We start from the raw sequence: 25,611 nt of genomic DNA, 5'->3' as shown, positions 1-25,611 counted from the left end.
AGGTGAGCGACAGGCTGGAGACACGGCGGCGTGCCGGCACGGGAAGGAGCTCGCGACCATGTCGCAGAACGTTCTCGTCGTCATTGGCGTCGGCGGAATGGGGAAGCCGGGCGCCCGGACCAACTCGATCAGTCCCGGCATCATCACCATGCCCATAGCCCACGCCGAACTGGATGCCGACAAACGGGATAGGCGAGGCTCAGGCGAGATAGTCGTAGGCTCGGGCGAAGTCGTCGGCCCAAGGCGTGTCGTGATGGAGCTCGAACGCGCCATACAGGCGGTTCCTAGTCGAGTCGCAATGCAGCCAGGTGAGGACCGCGTCGGGCAGATGGGATCCGCTGACCCAGCCGACCACCAGGTCGGCGAGGTGACGGTCTGCCTCCGGGCCAGAGGTGCCTTCCCACAGGCTGAGGAACGGCGCCACGCTCTCGGCGAGTTCGTCGATCACGCCGAGGAAATCGGCCGCGTCTCGAAACGAGCCGATTCGCGGCGGATACTTCGTCAACAGAGAACGCCAAACCGCCGTGAGGTAGCCACTGATAGCCTCTTGCTCCACGGTCGGCCAGGACCGCCAGCCTTCGCGGACCAGTTTGCCCAGGACGATGCTCTCGTCGAGGTCACTTCCCCTGACGAGCCGCTCGAGCAGCAATGGCAAGAGACTCTTCACGTCATCGCTGTTCCCGACGGTGTTACCCAGACTGATTGTCAACGAGAACAAGTCGTCCTCATCCACCGCCACTGAACCCCGGCAATGGGGGCAACCATCAAGCAGAGGCCTCCGGGGATAGCGGGCGAACGCCTCCCGTAGGCGTACCAACGCCGCAGTCAGCTCGTCGTCCACCCGTCGAGTGTCGCAGCACCCGCCGGCTAATACAGGCGTGGGGAGGGGGACGCCTAGGGCCAACCTCTTCAGCCGGTACGGCCAGGCGCAGCGTGGAAAAGCGGTTGACCAGCGCGGGGAACGCGACTCGCATCTCGACGCGGGCCAGCTGCTGACCCAGGCACTGATGGATGCCGTGGCCGAAGGCCAGGTGCCCGCCGTCCTGCCTCCGGAGGTCGAGCACGTGGGGATCGGCGAAGCGCCCGGGGTCGCGGTTGGCGGTGTTGTACGACAGGATGACCGTCGTACCGGCCTCGATGGTCTCGCCGCCCAGCTCGACGTCCTCCAGCGCCGTCCTCATGAAGGTCTTGGCGACGCTCAGATACCGCAGCAGCTCCTCCACGGCCTGGTCGGCGAGCGCGGGGTCGGCGCGCAGCGCGGCCAGTTGCGCCGGATTGCGCAGCAGCGCGAAGGTGCCCAGCGCCAGCGTGTTCGCGGTGGTCGACGACGACGCCTGGTACCACTCGATCGTGATCAGTTCCCGGCAGACGCTCGAGGCGGCGCAGGCCGCGATGGCGGCGGCGGAGACGTCCGGGCTCGACCAGCCCGTGGGGCAGCGGCTGGCCAGAGGAGGGGCGTTCCTGGAGCGGGTCAGCCTGGACATGATGGAGTCGGCCGACCGCTGGCGCGCCCTCCTGGCGTGATGGCTCTCAGCCTGACACACGTCCTCGATGACTATGGCGCGGATGTCGGCCGAGGCTCCGGCTTGGCGGTCCGCTGCCACCTGGATCTACACTCATTCGGTGTTCCTTGACGACTGGCACGAACACGACAGTCTTCTAAGCGAAGGTCAGCGACTCGTCCTCGCCAGGCTCGAATTGCACCCAGTCGGCCGAGGGCTTGACCTGTGGATGGAGTCCACCGCCGACGGGTTGCTACCGATCGTCCTCGTCAGCCTCTCCCCGATGGACGCGAACCTGGAAATTCTGGCGGCAGGCATCCACGTCCTTGACGGCCGGATCCAGGCAGACCGTCTGCACAATCAGCTGTTCACGCTTCCTGATACCCCCACGAGCCTTGGGATGGAGGCGGCGGGCCCGGCTGAGGAAGTCGCCGCTCGGGCTGTCGAGTGGATTGCCGCATTGGTGTGCCGTGCGGTTGATCGGTACGAGTGGGTGCATCAGGGTGTGATCTACGCAGAGCGCTACGTGTTCTCCGACACGGGCGAAAATTTGTGCCAGATGTACAACCCACGCTTGCCCCGCCTGGGCAGCGTGAAGCCCTTATCGCGGCCGGGCATGTGCGCGGCCGGGGGTGGATCCAAACGGAAGGCCTCGGAACACCGGATCGCGTGACTCGCGTGCGCGGCGAGGAAGTTCAAGGACGCTAACCGTGCCGATCTTGCTAACGGATTTGCTGACAACAGGACAATGCCGCATTCCGGGATCACAATCCGGTTGTGGAGGGCATTGAGATCGAGCGTGCACTGGCGGACCTGCCCGGCCTGGAGATCACGTGGTCGCAAGGCCTGCTGCAGGTCCGCATCCCGGCGATCCAGGACGAGGTACGGCTGGCGCCGGAGGCTGTCCTCCAGCTGAAGCCGATCTTCGGACCCCGTGGGGAGAGAGCCCTGGAAATCGTGCTGCTCGACGGCGACGAGGTCCGGCCGCTCATCGTCACCGCCGACGATGCGGTCTTCGAGCCGGCGGCGGAGAGTTCGGTGCTCGACTCCCAGATCGCGGTGACCGTGAGCAATATGCCGCATCTAGTCGCCTACTCGGAGATGGAGCGCGACAGCAGAGCACTCGCCGTCCACTGCCAGGAGTCGGCAGAGCTTAATCTGGCCTCGATCGGTGGAACCATGTTGCTGCTCCGATGCATGATCGCAGGTGCGATGAAGCTCGGCATGCGGCCGGCGACGTCGGCGGCGTACTGGCACAGCGTCTGGACGGAGTTCGGCGAGGATCTCATGCTCCCGCCGTTCCGGGCCGACCCGCTCTGGGACGAACTCCTCGAGGATGCCCGCTCGATCCCGCTTACTGGCGCCCCCTCGCCCGCCCCGGCTCGGTTCGATTCGGCGAGCTTAACGCAGAGCGACTTCTCGGTGCCGCGGGTGAGTTTCGGACGGATCGACGAGGAGCTGGTGGAAGCCTGGCGACAGTGGATCCGGGTCAGTCCGGAAGTCTTCGCCGAATGCCTGCTCGACGGGCTGCCCGGCGCCGAGGCCTCGGTCGCGATCTATCCGGACGGCGGCGGTGAGGCGAGCCTGCGGGTCTACGCCGACGAGACCCCGGTGGGGCTGCTGCAGCTGGGTTTCTCCTTCCCCAACGATGACTTCACTCTGGACGAGATCCGCATCACCGGCGCGGGCAAGGGCACCGGGCTGTTTCAGCGATTACTTTTCAACACCGAACGCGTCGGCGAGCTCCTCGGCTTCGGCCAGCTCCGCGTGCACGCCACCGGCATAGGCAGCTACGCCCTGGCCGCTCTCGGCTATCCGAGGGACCCAGGTCTGAGAAGGAGAACCGATAGGCGTCAGTGAGCGAGATCGCGGCGTAGCCGGGCGAGCGCCTCCGCGCCCAGGGTCTGCTCCATGCTCTCTAGGAGAGCGCGGCAGAGCTTCCTCGCCCCATCGAGCCTGGTGCGGGCCGCGCCGATCTCCGGGCCCAGCTCGGTGCCGGACACCCTGCGAATATCACGTATCTCGGTGGCTCGCACCTGCGCCAGCCGCTCGGCCAGGACGAGCAAATAGTCGGACCGGTCGAGTTCCATGCCCTGCGCGTTGGCATGGGAGCGTCCGCTCTCCAGAGCCGCGTCCAGGTCTTCCGGCGGCAGGAAGAACAGCGTAGTCGTGGAGTAGGCGCTGCGCCTCGCCTGCTGGACCCACCTCTTCAGCAATCCCGACTTGACGTCGATGAAGACGACGAGGTCGAGGTAGAACTCCACGTCGATCGTCGTCAGCAGGGCGCGGGTGCCCTCCAGCTTCGTTCGCAGCGCCTCGAGGCCGTCGATCTGCCGCTGCAGCTGATCGGCGAACTCCTCATCCGGCTCCTCGGCCAGGAGCAGGATCCGCTCCCCACGTGCGACCAGCTCCTGGAGGGTCAGGATGACGTCGAGTAAGCACTGGGCGACCTTGGCGTCCTTGGCGCCCCGTCTGCCCGTGAAGTATTGCTGGCCATAGGACGAGAAGATCTCCGCAAGCTTCGACAGCAGCTCGAACATCTCATGCTCCACCTGGGCTGCGAGAAAAGGCGAGTGGGACGTGAACGAACGGCCCAAGGATAATGTCCCCTGGCCTACGCCAGACTGTGACTGACTGCCCTCCGCGAAGTCCGCGAACACAGGATGCGATCAGGTCAATGCCCTCGCTAGGGGGCTGCAGCATCCCATGCGCCGCGGTCGAGCGTGCAATGCGGTAGTTGCGCATCAGCGTCTTGAGGTGGGGAACGGCATTCCCTCGGCAAGTTTGCCACTGGCGATCTGCCCGGCCAGCCGCGATCACGGGCGTCGCCGGCGGCGAACTGCGTGGCTCATTCCGCAGCCGGGCGGGAGACGCGATGCCTCCGCGCCCTTGTCCAGCCGACCGTCCCTTAGCTATCGGGCATGTAGGGTACGGCCCGCCCGAAGCTTTGAGGTTACGAAAAATTTCGGGTCGAGGGCCCGAAAAGCTCTACTTGCTCGGCCCGTGAGGAAAGTTTCAAAGATCATCTTTGCATCTGAGCAGTTCACAGACTCAGACTGCATATCGAGATTCGAAAGTTTCTAGAGATTGTTGACACATTTCGTTACATTTCTCAAACTGGGTCCTCAGTAGCTGGATATGCGCCCCATGGTCAGCGGCATACCGTCGGCTCGCTCGCGATGGCTCGTTGCACCCATCGCGCCGCGAGCCGTATCTCGTCCGGTTCAAGGTGCCAGTGGAGGAACAGGCGTGATCGACAATGCCGTCCCGGACGGCGGACGCCGCACGCGTCCGTCAGGTTTCCGAAATGCTCTCATCATTGGCACCGTGGGCGTCCTCGGCGCCGGTCTGGCCGTGGTGGGCATATCCGCCCCGGCCAATGCCGCGAGTACGCTGGGTGCCTCGGCCGCGCAGAGCAACCGGTACTTCGGTACCGCGATCAACGCGAGCAAGCTCAGCGACTCGCAGTACACCTCGATCGCCAACGCCGAGTTCAACATGGTGACGGCCGAGAACGAGATGAAGATCGACGCCACCGAACCCAACCGCGGCCAGTTCAACTTCACCAACGCTGACCCGCGTCTTCAACTGGGCCGTGCAGAACGGCAAGCGGGTACGTGGGCACACCCTGGCTTGGCACTCCCAGCAGCCCGGATGGATGCAGTCCCTGTCCGGCAGCGCCCTCCGCCAGGCGATGATCGACCACATCAACGGCGTGATGGCCCACTATCGCGGCAACATCTTCGCCTGGGACGTGGTCAACGAGGCCTTCGCCGACGGCAGCGGCGGTGGTCGTCGCAGCTCCAACCTGCAGAGCACCGGAAACGACTGGATCGAGGTCGCCTTCCGCACCGCGCGCACCGCCGACCCGGCCGCCAAGCTCTGCTACAACGACTACAACATCGAGAACTGGACCGCGGCCAAGACCCAGGGCGTCTATAACATGGTCCGCGACTTCAAGCAGCGCGGCGTACCGATCGACTGCGTCGGCTTCCAGGCTCACTTCAACAGCGGCAGCCCCTACAACGCCAACTTCCGCACCGCCCTGTCGAGCTTCGCCGCGCTCGGCGTCGACGTGCAGATCACCGAGCTGGACATCCAGGGCGCCTCGGCGACCACGTACGCCAACGTCGTGAACGACTGCCTGGCCGTGCCGCGTTGCAACGGCATCACCGTGTGGGGCGTCCGCGACCAGGACTCCTGGCGCTCGGGCGACACCCCGCTGCTGTTCAGCGGCGGCAACAAGAAGCCCGCCTACACCTCCGTTCTCAACGCCCTCAACGCCGTCCCGACTGTCAGCCCCACCCCACCGGTCTCGCCGAGCCCGAGCCCGTCGGTCAGTCCCTCCGCGTCGTTCCGGTTGCGCAACGACGGGGCGGGCCGGTGCGTGGACTCGCCGAACAGCGCCTCCGCCAACGGCACCCTGTTCCAGATCTACGACTGCCACACCAATCCCAACCAGCGGTTCTCCTACACCTCCGGCAGGCAGCTGCAGATCCTCGGCAAGTGCCTGGACTCCCCGACCGGCGCCGGCTCCGGAACCCGCGTCCAGCTGTGGGACTGCCACACCAACACCAACCAGCAGTGGAACTTCAACAGCAACGGCACCGTCACCAACGGAGCCAACAACCTGTGCCTGGCCGTGACCGGCACGAGTAACACCAGCACTGTGACCATCGCCAGCTGCAACGGCAGCGCCAACCAGCGATGGACCCGCGCATAACCCGGGCTTGGCCCAGCACCGCGCCGGTCCAGACGATCCCTGCCTGGACCGGCGCCGGTTCAATTTGCTGACGGTGAACCGGTGCACGCGGCCTTGGGGTTCTTGCTGTCCCGCACCAAGATGATCCCAGGGATGTTATGGAAGGCCCAATCTCTCTTTGACCTGGGCCCACTGGTCGCCGTACGCGAGTTCCGCATGGTTGAAGACGCCGAACCCCGGTGGCCGGATTCCAGGCTCCTCGACAGCCATCGACAGGGCCAGAGCCGCCTGCATCCTTCGCCACCTGGGGTTGTCTTCCATCTCTCCTTCGTCGTGCGCGTAGAAGTCGGCGGTCATCACCTGTACCAGTTCGAGGCGGATCCGCATCATCAGTTCCTCGGACGCATAAGACCCAGCCCGTAGGGAGGCCAATGCCTCGTGCACCACCAGGAAATCTCCGAACTCGAAATCAGCGATGACGGACTCCATCAGGCCGGCCGGTGTGCCGAATCCACCCGTTGCGCGGGATGGCGGGGGAGTCGCGTTCTCGTACGTAAGAGGCCAGGTCGCCTGAAAGAAATGGTGCGGCTTTCGCAGCCATTCCCGGGTCAGTCTCCGGCCGGTGGAGAGTTCGACGACGGCGAGCGCGGTGGCTTGCCAGTCGTCCTCGTCGGCCTGATGGAGGCGCCGCAATTCGGGCCAGGCTTCCTCACATCCGTCCGGCCATTCTTCGGGTTCGGTGACGTCGAGGCGGGTCAGCAGGCGTCCTTGGGAGGCGCGGCTGAGGTAGTTGTTCCCGTCGATGTCCCAGAATACCGAATACACGTCCGAGTCGGTGCTAAGCCGTTTCAGGACCGGCGGGTGACTGCCCAGGAAACCGCCCGCTTCGAAAAGGACGACTGCCGGCGGAACCAGCCCGGCACTTACCGTCAGTTTTTCGCCATGCGGTAGTTCGTGAATGTCCCGTGGGCCCTCAAGCTCCGGGCGCCCCGAGACCCGCACGGCGATTTCCGTGAGTGACTGGCCTCCTTCGACGGCCGTCCAGCACATGGCCGAGGAGAGCCATTTCTCCTCGTCCAGCAGCATGCGATAATATTCGAGGATTTCCGGCCATCGGGTCGTCATTTTGCTCCCTGCTCGTCGGAAATGCTGGTTCTCCGGACCGTCGATCACGTACGCCGAGAAATTGTACTTGTTCTTCCGTGCCTGGGCCGACCCTGCTGACCCCGGGTGGGGCGGCGTGGCCGCGACGGCGTGGACAGGGACGCCCGCCGGGTGCGGCGTGGTTGCGTGAACGTGCCCCAATGACCAGGCATTTCAGCAGCGGCGAGAAAGAATATTCAAAGTCCGAACATTCTGAATATGTGAGGGTTACATATTTGTCAATATTTGGCAAGTGGACAGTCAGAAGTCCTGCCAAAATAATCGCCTCAAAGCGATATTCGTCGAGGGAAGGTGGAAATTGGTGGCACGTTTTTCGCGAGTCCTTACGATTGCTCTGACGGTGGTCGCCGCGCTCGTGGTGCCGGTGGCGCCGGCGCACGCCGCGTACGGGTCCGACATCGCGGTGAGCATCGATGTGTACGGGCAGGGCTTCAAGCTGTCCGGGGCGTACGGGACGATCGCGTTCGACAACGGGAACGCCAAGTACCGCTACTCGATCGCGATGTGCTGGCAGGCCAGCTACAGCCGGCCCAGTCTGTACGCGTCCGTCAACGGTGGCTTACGGACCACGTTGTGGTCCGGGGGCGGCACCCAAGTGACGATTCCGCAGTGCACGAACCCGGCCTACCTCGTCAGCGGCGAGGTGACGCCCGGCGGGACCGTCAGCAATGTGACGCTCACGGTGGACGGAGTGAAGTTCAACCCGCCGAACAGCACGTACCACACCAATTCCGGGTTCTACGACAACCCGTTCAACTGAGGTTCTCTCGCACGTCGGCTCCGAAGCCCCGCCGGTCACCCGGCGGGGCCTTCGCCGTCTTCGCTGGACTGATAAGCGCCGACCGACTCATCGGGACGCACCTCGTCGTGCTCGCGCTCGCCCTCGTCACCGGGAACATTCTCGTCAGCCAGTGGGGGTGACGATCGAGACCGCCACCGAGGTTGTCAGCGACATCTGGGACCCGGTCGAAGGACCTGCGACGAGCCTCGCCGCCGACGCGCTGCGAGAGCGGCGGCAGCGGCAGCGGTGGGTCGCCGCGGCGGCGGTCCTAGCCGCCGTGGCGGACGGCCTGCCCATCGAAACCAAGTGACTGAATCAGTCCTGGGTGGGGAAGCCGAGGTTGATTCCGCCGTGGCTCGGGTCGGGCCATCGGGAGGTCACGACCTTGCCGCGGGTGAAGAAGTGCACGCCCTCAGTGCCGTGCGCATGGGAGTCACCGAACAACGACTGCTTCCAGCCGCCGAACGAGTAGTAGGCCATCGGCACGGGAATGGGCACGTTTATCCCGACCATGCCGACCTCGACTTCGTGCTGGAAACGCCGGGCCGCGCCGCCGTCCCTGGTGAAGATCGCGGTGCCGTTGCCGTATGGGTTGCCGTTCACCAGGTCGAGCGCCGCCTCGTACGTCGGCACCCGCAGCACGGAGAGCACCGGCCCGAAGATCTCGTCGGTGTAGAGCGGCATCTCCGCGGTGACCCCGTCGAACAGCGTCGGGCCGAGCCAGAAACCCCGCTCGTCGCCGTCGATGCCCTGCTTGCGGCCGTCCACCACGAGTTCCGCTCCTGCCTCCACGCCCGCGTCGAGGTAGGAGGCCACCCGGTCGCGGTGTGCCAGGGTGACCAGCGGCCCCATGTCGCAGCCGTGCCGGCCGTCGCCGATCCGCAGCCGCGCCATCCGCTCGACGATCTTGGCGATGAGCGCGTCGGCCACCGGCTCGACGATCACCAGCGCGGAGATCGCCATGCACCGCTCTCCCGCCGACCCGAAGCCGGCGTTGATCGCGGCGTCGGCGGCCAGGTCGAGGTCGGCGTCGGGGAGCACCACCATGTGGTTCTTCGCGCCACCGAGCGCCTGGACCCGCTTGCCGGCCCGGGTGCCCCGCTCGTAGACGTATTTCGCGATCGGCGTCGAACCCACGAACGAGACGGCTTCGACGTCGGGGTGGTCGAGCAGCCGGTCCACCGCCGCTTTGTCGCCGTGCACGACGTTGAGCACGCCGTCGGGCAGCCCCGCCTCACTCCAGAGCGCGGCCATGAAATCGGCCGCGCCGGGGGTTTTCTCGCTGGGCTTGAGCACGACGGTGTTGCCGGCGGCGATGGCGACAGGAAGGAACCACATCGGCACCATGGCAGGAAAGTTGAACGGAGAGATCACGGCCACGACGCCGAGCGGCTGGCGGATCGAGTACGAATCCACCCTCGTCGAGACGTTCTCCGAGAAACCGCCCTTGAGCAGGTGAGGGATGCCACAGGCGAACTCCGCCACTTCCAGCCCGCGGGTCACCTCGCCCAGGGCGTCGGCGAGGACCTTGCCGTGCTCGGCGGTGATGATCGCGGCCAGCTCCTCCTTGCGGGCGTTGAGCAACTCCCGGAAGGCGAACATCACCTGCGTGCGCCTGGTCAGCGACACCTCGCGCCACGCGTGGAAGGCGCCGGCCGCCGCGGCGACGGCTTCGTCCACCTCGGCGGGGGATGCGAGGTCGACGCGTCCCGTCACCTGACCCGTCGCGGGGTCGAAAACCTCGCCGCGCCGTTCGCCGGCGCCGCCCCACGGCCTGCCGTCGATCCAGTGCGTCGTGTGCGTCATTTCCGCTCCCCGGGAGTGGTGCGGCTCGCGCGGTTCCGGCGAGCACCAAAGATCTTTCCGAAGGTCCGGCGGACCCAGTCGGCGATGAGGGATCCCAGCAACGGCATCACCCGCAGCGCCGATCCGTCCCCGGCGGCTTCCGGCCGGGCGGGAGGCGCACTGCCGGTGGCGAGCGGGCCGGTGACGTCCACCGCCGGAGAACTCGCGACCGACTCCAGGATGGCCTGCTCGATCCGCTGGGAGGTCTGGGCCACCATCCGGTTGCCGACCTGCTCGATCACTCCCTTGCCCATGGTGGCGACGCGACCGGTGAGCGCGAGGTCCGTGCTCACGGTGACGCGCGATCCGGTGGCCGCCGGCACCACCGACATCGTGGCCTTGGCGCGAACCGACCCGGCGGCGCCGCTCTCCTCGCCCTCCGCCTCGATCGCGGCGACCCTGGTGACCGGATCCGCCGAGATGATGCGGGCGATGCCGCCGTACGTCACGGTGACGGGACCGACCTTGACCTTCAGGGTGCCCCGGTAGGTGTTCTCGCCCAGCTCTTCCTGCAGGCTCACGCCCGGTACGCAGGTCGCCACCCGGTTCACGTCCATCAGGTAGGCGAAGGCGACATCCGGCTCCGCCAAGATGTCGAAACTATGTTCGAGATTCATGGCTCAGTCCTATCGATAGCGGTGCGGATGTCCGCCGGGAAGAGTGGCATCGAGGTGACGGGGACCTCGAACGGGGACAGCGCGTCCTCGATGGCCTCGGCGATCGCCGCCGCGACCGGGATGATGCCCGCCTCTCCCGTGCCCTTGATCCCGAGCGGGTTCCACGGGGAGGGGGTCTCCAGGTGATCGAGGACCAGCGGGGGCAGGTCGTCGACGGTCGGCAGGTGGAAGTTGAGGAAGCTGGTGGTGGTGGGCTGGCCGTTGTCGGCGAAGGTCAGCCGCTCCAGCAGCGCGCCCCCGATGCCCTGGATCAGCCCGCCGACCACCTGGCCGTCCACGACCAGCGGGTTGATGACCCGCCCGCAGTCGTGGACGACGACGTACTGGTCGATGGTGACCCGTCCCGTGCCCGGATCGACCTCCACCATCACGCCGTGGGCCCCGCTGCCGAACACCCACTGACCGCTGCGGAAGTACTCGGTGGCCGACAGCGAGACCGGCGCGTCGGAGCCGGGCTCCCGGGAGACCCAGGGGGTGGGTCTGTCCGTGCCGGGGTACTGGATGGGGTTGGCGCCGCTCGCGATGTCGGCCAGGCTCACCCGGGCGTTCTCGGCACCGCGCACGAAGACGTTCCCGTCCCTGGTCTCCAGGTCTTCCGCGGAGCATTCGAGCAGCACTGACGCGGCCGCGAGGATCTTCGCCCGCAGCGCGTGGGCGGCGGCGGCGACCGCGTTGCCGCTCATCACCGCGGCCCGGCTGCCGAACGTGCCGTGGCCGACCGCGGTGGGGCCTCCCGCCGCCGTGACCACGTGAACCTGCTCGGCCGCGCAGCCGATGACGTCCGCGGCGATCTGGGCGAAGGTGGTGGCATGGCCCTGTCCCTGGGACGGGACGGACACCTCCAGCACGATCCGCCCGCTGCTGTTCAGCGTCGCGGCGCATCCCTCGTAGGGGCCGACACCGGTGCCCTCGACATAGGTGGCCATGCCCAGCCCGAGGTGGCGGCCCTCGGCTCGCGTCGCGCGCTGCCGCTCCCGGAACGCCTCGACGTCGACGTGCGAGAGCATCCGGTCGAAGCCCTCGACGTAGCTGCCGCTGTCGTAGATCGCCCGGCTGCGGTCGTGCAGCTCAAGCCCCGTGTCGTACGGGAATGCGCTGGACGGGATGAGGTTGGCGCGGCGCACCCGCCACGGCTCCGTGCCCAGCCGCTTGGCGACCGCCCCGATCAGGCGCTCCATGACGAAGACGCCCTGCGGCCGGCCGGCGCCCCGGTAGGGGCTCACCGGCGGCTTGTTGGTGTAGAGCACCCGGCCGCTGTAGCGGTAGTGCTCGATGTCGTACTGTCCGGGCAGGTGTGTTCCCGTAACGGCTGGTACGGCGATCCCGTACGGAACGTAGGCGCCGGTGTCGTGATCGAAATCGGTGCTTACCGCCAGGATCCGCCCGTTGTCGTCGAACGCCACGACGGCCTCGTGGTGCTGTCCCCGCTCCTGGTTGGCGCTGATGAAATGCTCCCAGCGGTCCTCGGTCCACTTCACCGGCCGGCTCAACCGCAGCGCGGCGTAGGGAACGAGCACTTCCTCCGGGTAGAACAGCATGATCTTGGTTCCGAACCCGCCGCCGACGTCGGGCGCGGAGACCTCCAGCCGGTCCAGCGGCACGTCCAGGATCCGGCTGAGCCCCTGGCGGATCGCGACCGGTGACTGGGTCGAATCGAACACGGTCAGCTTCTGCCGGCGCGGATCCCAGTCGGCGAGCACGCCGCGGCCCTCCAGCGGGCTGCCGCAGCTGCGCTCGATGTCCAGGCTCAGCGCGAGGGTGTGCGGCGCGGACCTGATCACCTCTTCGGGATCACCCCTGACCTGCGACACGACGGCGGCCACGTTGTCGGCGATGTCGTCGTGCACGAACCGGTCGCCGCGCCGGGCGTCGTCGAACTCGACGACCTCCGGCAGCGGCTCGTAGTCGATCTGGACCAGGTCCGCCGCGTCCTCGGCGAGGTAGCGGTCCTCGGCGACGATCATGACGATGGCCTCGCCCACGTACCGGACGCGGTCGACCGCGAGCGGCCGCTGGGTGCGCGGCGCCAGCAGGCTGGGGTGCGGGCCCAGCAGCGGTAGCGGGCCGTTGAGGTCGCCGAGGTCGTGGCCGGTCAGGACCAGCCGCACCCCCGGCGCCCGCCGGGCGCCTTCGACGTCGATGCCGGCGATCCGCGCGTTCGCGTGCATGCTGCGGACGACGTGCGCGTGCAGCGAGCCCGACAGGTGGATGTCGTCGAGATACATCCCGTTCCCGCGCAGCAGCCGGTCGTCCTCCAGCCGCGGCATCCGCCGCCCCACGTTACCCGGCACCGCCTCCCACCTCCTTCGGCTCCGCGCAGATCTCGTCGATCGCGGTCATGATGTTGCGGTAGCCCGTGCACCGGCACAGGTGCCCGCGAAGGGCGTCGACGGCCCGCTCCTTCGAAACAGGTCCCTCCTCCTCCAGCACCGCGGTGAGCGACATGAGGATTCCCGGGGTGCAGAACCCGCACTGCAGGGCGTGGTTGCGCTTGAAGGCCGCCTGCACGCGGGAGAGCGGCTGCCCCGGCTCGGCCAGGGACTCCACGGTCCGCACCGGCTTGCCGTTCGCCTGCACGGCGAGCATCAGGCAGGCCCGTACCGGCCGGTCGTCGACGAGCACGGTGCAGGCGCCGCAGACACCGTGCTCGCAACCGACGTGCGTGCCGGTCAGGTCCAGCTCGTGGCGGAGAAAATCGGACAGCAGCAGGCGAGCTTCCACCTCGCGCTCGACCGGCTGGCCGTTGACGGTGGTCCGGACGTAAGGCATCGGCGGCCTCCTTGGCACAGATCAGAGAGCGGACGGGTCGATGCCCTGATTCGCGTACGAGGTGACGGGGGCGATCGCCTCCCGGTCGACGCGGGCGTCGATCAGCGTGGGAGCCTCGCTCCGCGCCGCGGTCGCCAGCGCGTCATCCAGCTCGCCTTTGGAACGTACCAGCACGCCTGCCGCGCCCAGCGAGCGCGCGACGGCTCCGTAGTCGACGTCGGAGAAGTCGTTGATCTCGGGGATGACGTTCTTCTCCACGTATTTCTGCAGGTGGTACTCGAAGGCCAGGGTGCCGTTGTTGACCACCACGATCGTGACCGGGATGCCCACCCGTACCGCGGTCTCCAGCTCGGCGATGTTGTATCCGGTCCCGCCGTCACCGGTGACGCAGACGACCCGGCGCTCCGGCGCCGCCAGCTGGGCGCCGAGCGCTCCGGGGATCGCCCAGCCGAGCGAGCCCGCGGCCCGCAGGAAGGTGGTTCCCGCCGCACGCGCCTGGTAGAGGACTCCGGCCCAGGCCGCCATGTAGCCGGTGTCGGCGACCACGACGTCGCTGGGTGCGAGCGACTCGGACAGCGCGGACACCACCTCGCGGGGGTGCATCTGCCCGGACTCGCCTCCCGTGGAGGGCACCTTGAGCGCGTTCTCGCGCCACCCGGCGACCCGCTCGCTCACCGAGGCCACCCACGCGGTGTCCCGCGCGGCCCCCGGGTCGGCGCCGAGCTCGGAGAGCAGGGCCTGGGCGGTGAGCTTCACGTCCGCCAGCACGTTGAGGGCCGCTGACGGGTCCAGCGCGTCCGAGCGGGTGTCGACCCTGATGAGGTCCGCGGAGGCGAACATCGTGAAGGAGTCGCTGGTCACACTGCCCAACCGGCTGCCGAGCACGAGCACCAGGTCGGCCTCGTCCACGACGTCGTTGGCCACCCCGGCCGCGTAGCGGCCCACCACGCCCACCGCGAGCGGGTGCGCCTCGCTGATGGACGCCTTGCCGCCGATGGAGGTGACGACCGGCGCCCGCAGGGCCTCGGCCAGCAGCCGCACCTCGGGGTCGGCCCCCGAGACCCGGGAACCGGACCCTGCCATGATCACGACTCGGCGTGCGCCGGACAGGCGCGCCACGATCGCCTTGACCGCCTCCGGCGCGGGAGCCGTCCGGTACTGCGGGGCCCGCAGCGTGGCCGCCGGGGCGTCCGGCGTGCCGCCGTCCTCCAGCGGCTCGGCCAGCACGTCGCGCGGGATGTCCAGGTGCGCGGGGCCGGGCGCGCTGGTGGCCTCGTGCATGGCGCGCAGCAGCATCGATCGCACGTGGGAGCCGCGGAGCGCCTCCCCGGCCCAGTGGGTCACCGGGCGGTGCATCGCCAGCTGGTCCAGCAGCTGGTACTCGTGGCGGTCGCGGGTCGCCGCCGGCACCGAGCTGGTCAGGGAGACGACCGGGCTCATCGCCCAGTACGCGTCCGCGAGCGCCGAGGAGATGTTGGCCGACCCCGGGCCGTGCTGGCCGTAGACGAAGGTGGGGCGGCCGGTCATCCTGGCATAGCCGTCGGCCATGTAGGCCGCGCCCTGCTCGCTCCGGCAGGGGATCATCCTGATGCCCTGGCGCTGAAGGGCGGTCCACAGCGCGGGGTCGCCGCCGGTCAGCATGAAGAAGACATCGATCTCCTGGGCCCGCAGGGTCTCGGCGACGGCATCGGCCACTCGTCTCACGTGAGCTCTCCTAGATTCAATGGACGGGATCAGATCTGGTACAAGGCGGGGCGCCGGCTCGTGGCCAGCCCCATCGCCGCGCGGACGGAGTCGAGGGCCGCCGTGTCGTACGGGGCGCGGGCCTGCTCGAAGAGGCCGTCGCCGGCCACGTTCAGAACGGACCCGTCGGGGCCGAACACGGCCGACTGCCCCAGGTATTCGGTAGTCCAGATCCCCGGCAGTGATTCCGGTCCTGCGCGGTTCGCCACGACGGCGTACACCGACTGCTGCAGCGTCATCGCCTGCATCTCGGCGAGGAAGGTCGGCGCCGTCCCCGCCGGTGAGGCCGTGGGCACGGCGACGATGCCGACATCGTTCGCGCGCAGCGTCGACCATGCCTCGGGGAAGTGCCGGTCGTAGCAGATGAGCACGCCCATCCGGGCGAAGTCGAGGTCCCAGACCACCAGTTCGGGGCCCGCCCGGAAATAGTGATCCTCGAGGAAGACCGAACCGTAGTGGCGGACGTTGCACAGGTGGGTCTTGTCATAGCTGAGTGTCACCTCGCCGGACAGCAGGCCTCGGCCGGGAAGCAGCTCCCCGGCCCGGTCGAAGACGACCGCCGCGTTGCGGGTGAGGTCAGGACCCGGCAGGCACAGGCCGGCGACGACGTAGCTGCCCGTACGCCGCGCGAGGCGGCGGTAGGGGGAGAGCAGGCTCTCCTCGTCCTGGCCGGCCAAGGTGTCGGCGAGCCATTCGTGCAGGCCGGGGGCCACCGGGAAGTAGGGGACGTTCGCCATTTCAGGGAACACGATCAGGTCGTGCCGGCCCGCCGCCAGGTGGATGGCGTCGATCGCGTCGGCGTCGACGCCTCCGGCGGGCACCTGCGCCGCCGTCAGCATGCGTTCGCTGGCCACGTCACCACCCGCTCAGACCGTGTCGAAGGAGCTCGCGCCCCGCCGGATGAGCTGCCCGCGGCCAGGGCGGCTGATGGCCCGGCCCCGCTCGGCGACCAGTTCGCCGCGCGAGTAGACGTAGCGCGGCCAGCCGTGGCACTCGTACCCCTCGTACGGGTCGTAGTCGGCCTTGGAGTGCATCTGGTCGGCGGTGAGCACCCGCACGTCACCCGGGTCGATGACGGCGATGTCGGCGTCAGACCCCACCGCGATGACGCCCTTCTTCGGATACATCCCGAAGAGCTTGGCCGGGTTCGCGGAGGTCACGGCGACGAAGCGGCAGGGGTGCAGGCGTCCGGTGCGCACCCCCTCGGAGAACAGCATCGGCACGCTGGTCTGCAGGTTGGACACGCCCGCGGGGATCTTCCAGAACGGAGCCTCGGCGAGCTTCTGCTCGCTGCGCCACGGAGCGTGGTCGGTGGCGTAGGTGTCGATGTCGCCCAGCCGCAGACCCTCCCAGAGCGCCTCGCTGTCCTCGGTGGAGCGGATCGGCGGCAGGCACACGAACTTGTTGCCCTCGGACTCGGGCAGCTCGTAGACGCTCTCCTCAAGGAAGAGATAGACCGGCCGCGTCTCCACGAAGATCTTGTCGAAGCGGGTGCGCACCTCGCGGACCGCCTCAAGCGCGGCGGCCGTCGACAGGTGCACGAAGTACACCGGAGCCTTGAGGAAGGCCGCGTACTCGGCGATCTTCCGGGTGGCGATCGCCTCGGCCTGAGCGGGCCGGGCCCGCGGCAGGTATTCCACGCCGGTGTGCCCGCGGTCGCGGAAGGATTGGGTGAGGTGCTCGATGAGGGCGCCGTCCTCGGCGTGCACGTTGACGAGGATGCCGCTGGCCGCCGCCTCCTCCAGCACCCGCAGGATGCCCGCGTCGGGCAGCTGGAATCCGGTCACCGCGCCGAAGACCTTGACGCTGGTGAATCCGTCGGCCGCCAGGGCGGGGAACTCCTTCACCACGGTGTCGGCCTGGTTCGTCACGACGACGTGCAGGCCGTAGTCGATGTTCGCCTGGGTTTCGGCCAGCTCCAGGTCACGGTCGACGGCGGTACGCAGCGATTCGCCCTCCTCCTGGAAGGCGTAGTTGATGACGGTGGTGATGCCGCCGGAGGCCGCGGCCTGGGTGCCGGTGTCGTAGTCGTCGGCGTTGTGCGACCCGACGTAGCTCACCCAGTGATGGAAGTGCGTGTGCACGTCGATCGCGCCGGGCGCCACGAAGCATCCGGAGGCGTCCACGATCTCGGCGGCGGGGGTGTCGATCTGGCCGACCGCGACGATGACGCCGTCCTTGATCCCGACGTCCAGCTGTCCCATCGACTCCGCGTTGACCACGATGCCGTTGCGGATGATGAGGTCCAGGGCCTGGATCTCGGACTGTTCGGGGGCGCTCATGCGGTGACTCCTGTGCGTCCAGTAGTGATTGGTGGTTGATCGAATGAGTGGTTGACGATCGGTTGCGTAAGCTCGTCGTCGCTTGCCGGTGGAAGTCCGGTCCGGGTAGTCGTCAGGGAGCCCGGTAGCAGGCTGGCGGCGTCGTCTGGAAACGGGCGGGGTCGAAGCCCAGCGTCGAGCGTCTCTTGAGGGGGCGTGCAACTGTGCGGTCCGTAACGTGAAGTGAAGCCTGCCGCGTCGTTATGGCACCTGCCTGTGAGGGCGGGACGTGGGGATGCCGAGCCCGGAGGAGAAGGGCGAAGGCCATGGAAGCGGTGAAGATCCTGAAGGTGCAGCCGTGATGGATCCCTCGGCGTAAGGGGCTCGGAACGTGCAGATAGTGGCGGCGGGAACTGGAGAGACCCTCCCCGGCCCGATGACCTGCGGAAATTGTCATCGGAGCGTGGTGACCTATAACCGATGAACTCGGGAAGTGGAAGCCGGCCGGAAGGGAGTCGGAGGGGGCCGTAGTACTGCTTGAGCCGACCGGACAACATAACCGGCGGTGAGGGAAGGGCCCCTGCTTCGTCGATGCGTGGTGAGGTGGTTGGAGGTGCTTGGTGAGTGCCGACTCGTCGGCTAGTCCCGCCATTCCGGGAGTTCCCCGGGACAAGGTGCGTGCCCTGCAGCACACGCTTTACCGGACGGCCAAGGCCGATCCCGGACGACGGTTTCACACGCTCATGGACAAAGTCCTCCGCGGGGACGTCCTGTGGCGTGGCTGGGTCGCGGTGCGCGTCAACAACGGCGTTCCCGGCATCGACCAGACCACCCTGGACCAGGTCGAGGAGTATGGCGTGCGGCGTCTGCTCGATGAGCCGGCCGCCGAACTGCGAGAGGGCCGGTACCGTCCTTCGCCCGCGCGTGGGGTGCTGATCCCCAAGCCGGGGTCGAAGGATGGGTATCGGCTGCTGGCGATCTCGACGGTTCGGGACCGGATCGTGCAGGCCGCGTTGAAGATCGTGCTTGAACCGGTCTTCGAGGCGGATTTCCTGCCGTGCAGTTTCGGGTTCCGCCCGAAACGCAGCACGCATGATGCTCTCCAAGTCGTCATCGATGAGGCGTGGAAGGGCCGCCGGTGGGTGGTCGAGACGGACATCGCCGACTGCTTTTCGGCGATCCCGCACGAGAGGTTGATGCAAGCGATCGAGGAACGCGTCGTGGACCAGAGCGTCCTGAAGCTCCTGCGGCAGATTCTGCGCGCTGGAGTGATGGCCGACGGGCAGGTCCGGCGTGAGGTGACCGGAGCCGCTCAAGGCGGTCCGATCAGCCCCTTGCTCTGCAACGTCTACCTGCACCGGATTGACCGGGTATGGGACGAACGCGAGCATGGTGTGATCATCCGGTTCGCCGATGACCTCGTGGTGATGTGCAAATCCCGGCAGCAGGCCGAAGACGCGCTGGCGCGGCTGCGGCGGCTGCTGGCCGACCTCGGTCTGGAGCCGAAGGAGGCCAAGACCCGCATCATCTGCCTGCGGGAAGGCGAGGACGGTTTTGATTTCCTCGGCTTCCACCACAAGATGGTGCGGGCGAAGGGGCTGCGCGGCGCCAAACGGGTCTACTTCCTGGCTCGCTGGCCCAGCGACAAGGCGATGCGGCGGGCACGAGAGCGGATTCGGGAGCTCACCATCCGGTCCCGGCTGCTGCTGAGCGTCGAAGCGGTGGTGCAGGACCTCAACGACTTCCTGCGCGGCTGGCTTGCGTACTTCAAGTACGGGCACTCCACCCTGCGTTTCGACAAGATCAGGGACTTCGTGACCGATCGGCTGGCGATCTTCATCGGCAAGCGGCACAAACGCGGCAGGCAATTCGGCCTGAACGTGGTCGCCTACCGGTCGCCTGATCGGTGCGGCCTGATCAACATGTCTGGAATCGTCGTCCCGCCCAGAGCCAACAAGCCCTGGCGGGAGAAACCGCATGCTGCCGGTGAACGGCGTCGGTGAGCTGGGTGCGGGAGAACCGCACGCCCAGTTCGAAGTGGCGGGAGCAGGAGAAGGAGTGACCTGGCCACGGTCACCGGGGATGGCACAGCCGACCGGGAAACCGGCGGAACAAAGGCCCTGGGCCCTACCGTCAGACATCATCACCTCGCCTGCTCCCGACCCGACTTAGTACTGATCTTGGAAAGACGGTCGAGCAGCGCGGCGATGAGGATCAGCGAACCGATCGCCACCTGCTGCCAGAAGGCCGTGACGTTCAGCAGCACCAGCCCGTTCTGGATGCTGGCGATCAGGACGGTTCCGACGACCGTCCCGGCGATGCTGCCGACCCCGCCGTTGAGCGACGTGCCGCCGATCACGACCGCGGCGATCGCCGCCATGAGGTCGGCCGCCCCGACGGTTCCCGAGCCGGCGTCGAGCCGGGAGGCGAGGATGATGCCCGCGACGCCGGCGAGGCTCCCGCTGAGCACGAGCACGACCGCTTTGGTACGCCGGACGTTCACCCCCGACAGCCGGGCCGCCTCCGGGTTGCCGCCGACGGCGTAGATGTTCAGGCCGAACGAGGTGCGGTGCAGGACGAAGGCGAGCACCGCCAGGATCACCACGGCGATCAGGACCGGCGCGGGGACGCCGGACAGGCTGCCCTGCCCGATCGCGCCGAACTGGGGTCCCAGCCCGAACACCGAGGTGCCCTGCGTGAGCAGGTAGGCCGCGCCGCCCGCCACGCTGAGCATGGCCAGGGAGGTGACGAACGAGGGCACGCCCAGCTTGCTGGTGAAGAACGCGTTCACCCCGCCGACCGCGGCCCCGGCCAGCACGCCGAGCACCAGGGCGAGCGGCCAGGGCAGCCCGATGGTCACGATGAGGACGGCGGCCAGGGATCCGGCCAGTGCCTCCACCGACCCGAGGGACAGGTCGATCTCCCCGGCGATGAGCGCCAGGGTCAGCCCGCCGGCGATGATCGCCAGGGTCGAGGCGGCCAGGAAGATGTTCAGCAGGTTCGACACGGTGGCGAAACTCGGCGCGGCCGCCGTGAGGCCGATCCAGATGATGATCAGGGCCGCCGCCGTTCCGCCGACCGAGGATCGCGCGCCGCGCAGAATCCGGCCGGCGCGCCCGGCCGGCGGTGCCGGAGCCCGCGTGTGCGCGCCCGGCGCCTGTTGGGTTTTCACGTGCCCTCCTGCCCTTCCGAGGGTCGAACCAAGGGGAATGCCAGGAAGCCTGGCAGAAACCATCGAAACCAGTCAAGCGATTGGCCTGACCAATCCTTAGTGAATGGCGATAGTGTTCGGAATCTTGCAGGTCTTCATCAGGGAATCTATCCTTAGCCAGCGAGAAACTGGTCAGTCCAGATGTTGGAGGTCGCCGTGAAACCCGCGATGATGGAGTACTACGCCCCCACCGGGCTCGACGAAGCCGCGACCCTGCTGGCCGAGGCCGCCGCGGACGGCGGCAAGGTGATCGCCGGAGGCCAGAGCCTGATCCCGATGATGAACTTCCGGTTGGTCCGGCCGCCGGTGCTGATCGACCTGGGCGGGGTGGCGGAACTCACCTCGATGGAGGTGACCGGCTCCCACCTGTCCCTGGGCGCCATGGTGACCACCGCGACCGTCGCCTCCTCCAGCCTGGTACGGCGCGACTGGCCCCTGCTCGCCCACGCGGCGACCTGGGTGGGCCACGACCAGATCCGCAACCGGGGCACCGTCGGAGGAAGCGTGGTCCACGCGGACCCGTCGGCGGAGATGCCCGCCGCCATGCTCCTGGCGGACGCCCGCCTCGAGGTCCGCTCGGCCACCGGTTCTCGCACCGTGGACGCGGCGGACTTCTTCTGGGGATACATGTCCACCGCGCTGGAAGAGGACGAGATCCTGGTACGGCTCTCCCTGGAGATCCCCCCGCCGGGCACGCGCTGGGGTTTCCGCGAGTTCGCGCAGCGGCACGGTGACTTCGCCGAGGCCGGGGCCGCCTGCCTGCTGCCGCCCGGCGGACGCCCGCGCGTTGTCGCGTTCGGCGCGGCGGACCGGCCGTTCCGGGCCGCGGAGACCGAGTCGGCTCTGGCCGCGGACCCGGCGGCCGACGCCGAGACACTCAGGCGAGCCGTCTCACGGGACGCGGAGCAGGCGGGAGTCGCGGACCGGGCCAAGATCCGCCTGCTCGCCGCGATGGTGCTGCGGGCCGCCGCCATGGCCAGGGACTGATGGCCAGGGACTGATGGCCAGGGACTGATGGCCAGGGACCGGCGGTCTGACCAGGACGCTTCAGGCCGGTCGCGGGTTCGCGACCGGCCTGGCGTGGGTGGCGTTTCTCAGGCTTTACCTGGGCGGAACTGGTCTTCCACCCGGGCCAGGTGCAGCAGCATGGCCGCCTTCGCCCGCTCCGGATCACGTGCCCGGATGGCCGAGGCGATCGTCCTGTGCTCGACGCCGGACAGCAGCCGGGACTCGGCGCTGGTCGCGGTCACCGCGAGCACCTGATACTCCAGATCGCGGATGCCGCGGATCACGCTGAGCAGCAGGCGGTTGTTCGTGCGGCGCACGATCCACTCATGGAAGGCGATGTCGAGCTCGGGGAAGGTGCGCTGGTCGGAGGCGTCCAGCTCGTCGAGCAACTGGTCGAGCTCGCTGAGATCGTCCTCCGGCAGGTGCATCGCCGCCATCGCCGCGGCCTGCGGTTCGAGAAAGCGCCGCACCTCGAACAGGTCGATCTCCGAACCGCGAACCAGCCGGAACGCGTAGCTCAGCGGAGCCAGGAGGAACTCCGGGCTCAGATCCGTGACGTAGGTGCCCGCGCCGCGCCGGGACTCGACGATGTTGACGGCCTCCAGGCTCCGCAGCGCCTCGCGGACCAGCGGCCGGGAGACCCCCAGCCGGGTCGCGAGCTCCCGCTCGGCAGGCAGCGCGTCTCCAGGGGAGAGCTCGCCGTTCAGAATCAGGTTGACGACATGCTCTTTCACGTCGTGGAGAGGGCCCGACACGGTCTTCACGCTACCGGAGGCCCGGTGCGGATGTGAGAGGCGAGGAGGGGGCGCCGTCACGGCATCAGACTGCGGGATGCACGGAGGAGGTTGTCGCATGCAGCATGATCTCCTTTTCGTCCGTCCCGCGGGGCAGTTCGGCGACCACCGTACCGCGACGGAAGACGAGCACCCGGTCGCTCATGCCGCAGATCTCCTGGCCGTCCGAGCTGACCAGGATCACGGCCACGCCCGTGCGGCCCAGTTCGCGCAGGATCGCATAGATCTCCGCCCGCGCGCCGACGTCCACGCCCGCCGTCGGCTCGATCAGGATGAGCACCTTCGGACGGGTCGCCACCGCCTTCGCGATGACCACCTTCTGCTGGTTGCCGCCGCTGAGCCCGCCCACGGGCGCCGCCGGATCCCCTGGCTGGATGTTGAAGTCGCCGATCGCCTTCAGCGCCGCCCGCCGTACCCGCTGGCGCCGCAGCACCGTGCCGGCGCCGCGGATCGAATCCCGCACGGCCGGGCAGGCCGCGATCGTCAGCGCGAGGTTGCGCTCGATGCTCATCCCGGCCACCAGGGCGTGCGATCGGTCCTCCGGGACGAGGCTGATCCCTTCGCGCATCGCCTGCGCGGGGGAGGAGACGCGGATCCGCCTGCCCTCGACGGTCAGTCGGCCGCGGGCGAGTGGACGCACGCCGGCCAGGGTCTCCGCGGCCTCCACCATCCCGGCGCCGACCAGGCCGGTGAGGCCCAGGACCTCACCGGCCCGGACCTTCAGCGAGAGCGGAGGCGCGGTGCCGACCACAGCGTCCGAGAGCGTGAGCATCGGCGCCTCGCCGGAGGGCTCCGCCGTCGGCGGGTACATCGCCTGGACCGGCCGGTCCAGCATCGCGGCGATCATGGAGCCCACGTCCAGGTTCGCCTTGCCGAGCCGTTCCACGACCGCGCCGTTGCGTAGCACCGTGGCCCGGTCGCACAGCGTGGTGATCTCGTCCAGGCGGTGGCTGACGTAGACCAGCCCCACGCCGCGCTCGCGCATGTCCCGCAGGCGGTCGAACAGGGCGTCACGGTCGGCCGCGGTCAGCGAGGCCGTGGGTTCGTCGAGAATCAGCACCTTGGCGTCGGTGGCCAGCGCGCGGGCGATCTGCACCAGCTGGGCTTCGGGCACCGACAGCGCGGAGATCGGCGTCGTCACGTCGAAGTCCAGCCCCATCAGCGCCAGCGCCTCCGCCACGATGGGCCTGGCGCCGCGCCGGTCGAGCATCCCCCACCGCGTCGTGCGCTGCGCCGCCCGGGACTTGCCCAGCAGGAAGTTCTCCAGGATGCTCAGCCCGTCCACCAGCGGCAGGTGCTGGTGGATGGCGTAGATGCCGAGCTTCTCCGCGTGCAGCGGATTGCGCAGGACCGTCTGCTCGCCGTTGACTTCCAGCCGCCCCCCGTCGGGGTCGGGGGAATGCACGCCGGTCAGCACCTTGATGAGGGTCGACTTGCCGGCTCCGTTCTCCCCGACCAGGGCGTGGATCTCACCCGGCTCGAGGGTGAAGCTCACCCTGTCCAGCGCCCTGACACTGGAGTACGTCTTGCTGACCTCGACGGCGTTGAGGAGTGTCGCCGCTGTCATCAGCACGTGCCCGAGATGGCCTTGGTGACCCGCGCCCGGAGCAGGTCGTCCACCTCGAACGGCTTGCCGTTCACCGTCACGCTCGTCGCGCCCTGCTCGATCTCCTTGAGGTGCGCGGTCGTCAGCAGCGTGATGGGCGGCTCGATCTTGGCGGGAACCTTCTCGCCCTTGATGGTGGCCAGGGACGCGTCGATGAACTCGGCCCCGATCAGGTCCAGGAACAGGACCCCGTCGGCGGCGAAGGTTCCCTGGTAGGTCGCCTGCAGGCCGATGCACGTGCCGTTGTAGCCGATGAGGGTCACCTTGTCCGCCAGCTTGCGGGCACGCAGGGCGGACAGCGCTCCGAACGCCATCTCGTCGTTGTCGGCGAAGATGGCATCGATGTCGGAGTTGGCGGTGAGCAGGTCCGTCGTCACCCGCAGGGCCTTGTCCCGTGCCCAGTCGGCGGGCTGGCGGGCGACCACCTTGGCGTCCGGCGCGGTCTCGGCCAGGCCCTGCTCGAAACCGTTCGCCCGCTCGATCCCCGGCGTATCCGCCGGGGCCCCCTCCAGCACGAGAACGCGGCCGGATCCGCCGAGCTGCTCGCCGAGCCACCGGCCGGCGACCTTCCCGCCCTCGGTCTCGTTTCCGATGAGCGAGGAGACGACCAGGCCGTTGCCGTCGGTGCCGGGTACCTCCGACTGGAGGATGAAGACCGGGATGTTCGCCTGCTTGGCCTGCTGAAGCATCGGCATGATCTGCTGCTTGTCCCACGGCTCGATGCCGAGGGCGTCGACCTTACGCGAGATCATGGTCTGCACCTTGCTGATCATGTCCTGCATGTTGGCGCTGTCCTGGGCCAGCAATTCCACATCGGCGTGCTTACCGGCCTGCGCGATGGCGGCATCGGCCATGTCCTTGATCGCGGGGTTGTCCCACGCTTGCGTCACCATGCCGATAGTGGTCTTACCAGTTCCCGTTGATGTCTCTTCTGTGGCGCAGGCGGTGGGGAGGATGAAGAGGACGCCTGCCGCTATGATTGTCCAACGACGCATGATCTATCTCCAGTGACCAGGGAGGGGAGTCGCTAGTTGGCGGTTGGTGGTGCGGTTGAGCGTGCCACCGGGGTGTAGCCCTGTCAAGATTTGGCCTGACCAATTTTCTGGAGTGATGTGCTGTCGTGCGCCGACATGGGGGTCTCGGAGCGTGGACGGTCACACGGAATCGGGAAAGTGGCAGCTAGGGTTGACCTGGCAGATTCCGTGAATGTGAGAGTGGATCATGACGACCTTCGATGAGCTGTACTCCTTGTTGTCCGAGCGGGCGCGTACCAGGCCGGAAGGGTCGGGGACGGTGGCGGCGCTGGACGCTGGGGTGCATGCCATCGGGAAGAAGATCGTGGAAGAGGCCGCCGAGGTGTGGATGGCGGCGGAGTACGAGTCGGCGGATCGGGCTGCTGAGGAGATCTCGCAGTTGCTGTATCACCTGCAGGTGCTGATGGTGGCGCGGGGAATCGGGTTGGACCAGGTGTACAAGCATCTGTAGGACTCCGCGTGAGTCCGGCAACCCAGGTAAACCAGGTGAAGATCCGATGCCGAGGGGCGAATC

At 68.0% G+C, this 25,611-nt stretch carries 22 protein-coding genes and 2 pseudogenes; 9 read left to right on the top strand and 15 right to left on the bottom strand.

All coding sequences use genetic code 11. The annotated features are described in order from the left end of the window. Positions 1-199: 199 nt before the first annotated feature. Positions 200-733 (bottom strand): hypothetical protein, encoded by a 534-nt coding sequence (locus tag Amac_RS24055; RefSeq protein WP_155356652.1) that lies wholly within the window; start codon positions 731-733, stop codon positions 200-202. A gap of 31 nt (positions 734-764) precedes the next feature. Then, a pseudogene (locus tag Amac_RS24050) lies at positions 765-1,334 on the bottom strand (cytochrome P450); the annotation flags it as partial. Positions 1,335-1,623: 289 nt separating this feature from the next. Here Amac_RS24050 and Amac_RS24045 point away from each other — a divergent pair. Together Amac_RS24045 and Amac_RS24040 are read left to right on the top strand one after the other, a co-directional pair. Continuing rightward, positions 1,624-2,175, top strand: coding sequence for a hypothetical protein (locus Amac_RS24045; protein WP_155356651.1), 552 nt, complete (start codon positions 1,624-1,626; stop codon positions 2,173-2,175). Positions 2,176-2,279: 104 nt separating this feature from the next. After that, on the top strand, positions 2,280-3,362 hold the full coding sequence (locus tag Amac_RS24040; protein WP_155356650.1) for a hypothetical protein: 1,083 nt from the start codon (positions 2,280-2,282) through the stop codon (positions 3,360-3,362). Here Amac_RS24040 and Amac_RS24035 read toward each other — a convergent pair. After that, positions 3,356-4,042 (bottom strand): hypothetical protein, encoded by a 687-nt coding sequence (locus tag Amac_RS24035; RefSeq protein ID WP_155356649.1) that lies wholly within the window; start codon positions 4,040-4,042, stop codon positions 3,356-3,358. The genes Amac_RS24040 and Amac_RS24035 overlap by 7 nt on opposite strands. Positions 4,043-4,640: 598 nt before the next feature. On the opposite strand from Amac_RS24035, the pseudogene Amac_RS56355 reads away from it, so the two are divergent. Both Amac_RS56355 and Amac_RS24030 read left to right on the top strand, forming a co-directional pair. Further along, positions 4,641-5,045, top strand: a pseudogene (locus Amac_RS56355) (endo-1,4-beta-xylanase); the annotation flags it as partial. Between the two features lie 115 nt (positions 5,046-5,160). After that, positions 5,161-6,225: an endo-1,4-beta-xylanase gene (locus Amac_RS24030; RefSeq protein WP_373869834.1), complete on the top strand. Its 1,065-nt coding sequence runs from the start codon at positions 5,161-5,163 to the stop codon at positions 6,223-6,225. Positions 6,226-6,360: 135 nt separating this feature from the next. Here the strand turns inward: Amac_RS24030 and Amac_RS24025 are convergent, their stop codons facing one another. Continuing rightward, the gene (locus Amac_RS24025; protein WP_155356648.1) at positions 6,361-7,329 is read right to left on the bottom strand and encodes a DUF6461 domain-containing protein; all 969 of its coding nucleotides are present in this window, start codon (positions 7,327-7,329) and stop codon (positions 6,361-6,363) included. A gap of 379 nt (positions 7,330-7,708) precedes the next feature. On the opposite strand from Amac_RS24025, the gene Amac_RS24020 reads away from it, so the two are divergent. Continuing rightward, a complete protein-coding gene (locus tag Amac_RS24020) occupies positions 7,709-8,128 on the top strand; it encodes a hypothetical protein (protein ID WP_155356647.1) in 420 nt (139 codons plus the stop codon). Positions 8,129-8,285: 157 nt separating this feature from the next. After that, complete coding sequence (locus Amac_RS24015) at positions 8,286-8,459, top strand: hypothetical protein (protein WP_155356646.1); 174 nt, start codon at positions 8,286-8,288, stop codon at positions 8,457-8,459. Positions 8,460-8,464: 5 nt separating this feature from the next. On the opposite strand, the gene Amac_RS24010 is transcribed toward Amac_RS24015, so the two are convergent. Genes Amac_RS24010 through hydA form a run of 7 tightly spaced genes read right to left on the bottom strand, consistent with a single transcriptional unit; the run spans position 8,465 to position 17,465 of the window. Beyond that, positions 8,465-9,955 (bottom strand): CoA-acylating methylmalonate-semialdehyde dehydrogenase, encoded by a 1,491-nt coding sequence (locus Amac_RS24010; RefSeq protein ID WP_155356645.1) that lies wholly within the window; start codon positions 9,953-9,955, stop codon positions 8,465-8,467. After that, the gene (locus tag Amac_RS24005) at positions 9,952-10,611 is read right to left on the bottom strand and encodes an SRPBCC family protein (protein WP_155356644.1); all 660 of its coding nucleotides are present in this window, start codon (positions 10,609-10,611) and stop codon (positions 9,952-9,954) included. Before Amac_RS24005 ends, Amac_RS24010 begins: the two co-directional genes overlap by 4 nt. Next, on the bottom strand, positions 10,608-12,962 hold the full coding sequence (locus Amac_RS24000) for a xanthine dehydrogenase family protein molybdopterin-binding subunit (protein ID WP_246268630.1): 2,355 nt from the start codon (positions 12,960-12,962) through the stop codon (positions 10,608-10,610). The genes Amac_RS24005 and Amac_RS24000 overlap by 4 nt, the downstream gene beginning before the upstream one ends. After that, a complete protein-coding gene (locus Amac_RS23995) occupies positions 12,952-13,440 on the bottom strand; it encodes a (2Fe-2S)-binding protein (RefSeq protein ID WP_155356643.1) in 489 nt (162 codons plus the stop codon). The genes Amac_RS24000 and Amac_RS23995 overlap by 11 nt, the downstream gene beginning before the upstream one ends. 21 nt (positions 13,441-13,461) lie before the next feature. Beyond that, positions 13,462-15,144, bottom strand: a complete 1,683-nt coding sequence (locus tag Amac_RS23990; RefSeq protein ID WP_170322618.1) for a thiamine pyrophosphate-binding protein — start codon at positions 15,142-15,144, stop codon at positions 13,462-13,464. A gap of 29 nt (positions 15,145-15,173) precedes the next feature. Further along, a complete protein-coding gene (locus Amac_RS23985; protein WP_155356641.1) occupies positions 15,174-16,037 on the bottom strand; it encodes a carbon-nitrogen hydrolase family protein in 864 nt (287 codons plus the stop codon). Between the two features lie 12 nt (positions 16,038-16,049). Continuing rightward, positions 16,050-17,465 (bottom strand): dihydropyrimidinase, encoded by a 1,416-nt coding sequence (gene hydA / locus Amac_RS23980; protein WP_155356640.1) that lies wholly within the window; start codon positions 17,463-17,465, stop codon positions 16,050-16,052. A 599-nt stretch (positions 17,466-18,064) separates the two neighbouring features. Between hydA and ltrA the strand changes: the two genes are divergently transcribed. Next, the gene (ltrA, locus tag Amac_RS23975; RefSeq protein WP_155356639.1) at positions 18,065-19,447 is read left to right on the top strand and encodes a group II intron reverse transcriptase/maturase; all 1,383 of its coding nucleotides are present in this window, start codon (positions 18,065-18,067) and stop codon (positions 19,445-19,447) included. 140 nt (positions 19,448-19,587) lie between these two features. On the opposite strand, the gene Amac_RS23970 is transcribed toward ltrA, so the two are convergent. Next, positions 19,588-20,616 (bottom strand): ABC transporter permease, encoded by a 1,029-nt coding sequence (locus Amac_RS23970; protein ID WP_170322617.1) that lies wholly within the window; start codon positions 20,614-20,616, stop codon positions 19,588-19,590. A gap of 195 nt (positions 20,617-20,811) precedes the next feature. On the opposite strand from Amac_RS23970, the gene Amac_RS23965 reads away from it, so the two are divergent. After that, positions 20,812-21,642, top strand: coding sequence for an FAD binding domain-containing protein (locus Amac_RS23965; protein WP_170322616.1), 831 nt, complete (start codon positions 20,812-20,814; stop codon positions 21,640-21,642). A 107-nt stretch (positions 21,643-21,749) separates the two neighbouring features. On the opposite strand, the gene Amac_RS23960 is transcribed toward Amac_RS23965, so the two are convergent. From Amac_RS23960 to Amac_RS23950, 3 genes are all read right to left on the bottom strand, one after another. Beyond that, positions 21,750-22,418, bottom strand: coding sequence for a FadR/GntR family transcriptional regulator (locus tag Amac_RS23960; protein WP_170322615.1), 669 nt, complete (start codon positions 22,416-22,418; stop codon positions 21,750-21,752). Positions 22,419-22,482: 64 nt separating this feature from the next. Beyond that, on the bottom strand, positions 22,483-24,024 hold the full coding sequence (locus Amac_RS23955) for a sugar ABC transporter ATP-binding protein (RefSeq protein ID WP_246268642.1): 1,542 nt from the start codon (positions 24,022-24,024) through the stop codon (positions 22,483-22,485). Continuing rightward, a complete protein-coding gene (locus tag Amac_RS23950) occupies positions 24,024-24,956 on the bottom strand; it encodes a sugar ABC transporter substrate-binding protein (protein WP_170322614.1) in 933 nt (310 codons plus the stop codon). The genes Amac_RS23955 and Amac_RS23950 overlap by 1 nt, the downstream gene beginning before the upstream one ends. Positions 24,957-25,284: 328 nt before the next feature. Here Amac_RS23950 and Amac_RS23945 point away from each other — a divergent pair, with 328 nt between their 5' ends. After that, positions 25,285-25,548 carry a phosphoribosyl-ATP diphosphatase gene (locus Amac_RS23945; protein WP_155356633.1) on the top strand — a complete coding sequence of 88 codons (264 nt, stop codon included), beginning with the start codon at positions 25,285-25,287 and terminating at the stop codon, positions 25,546-25,548. Positions 25,549-25,611 lie beyond the last annotated feature (63 nt).

The sequence above is a fragment of the Acrocarpospora macrocephala genome (assembly GCF_009687865.1).
In the GTDB taxonomy this organism is placed as follows: domain Bacteria; phylum Actinomycetota; class Actinomycetes; order Streptosporangiales; family Streptosporangiaceae; genus Acrocarpospora; species Acrocarpospora macrocephala.
This window is presented reverse-complemented; position numbering and strand designations above follow the sequence as displayed.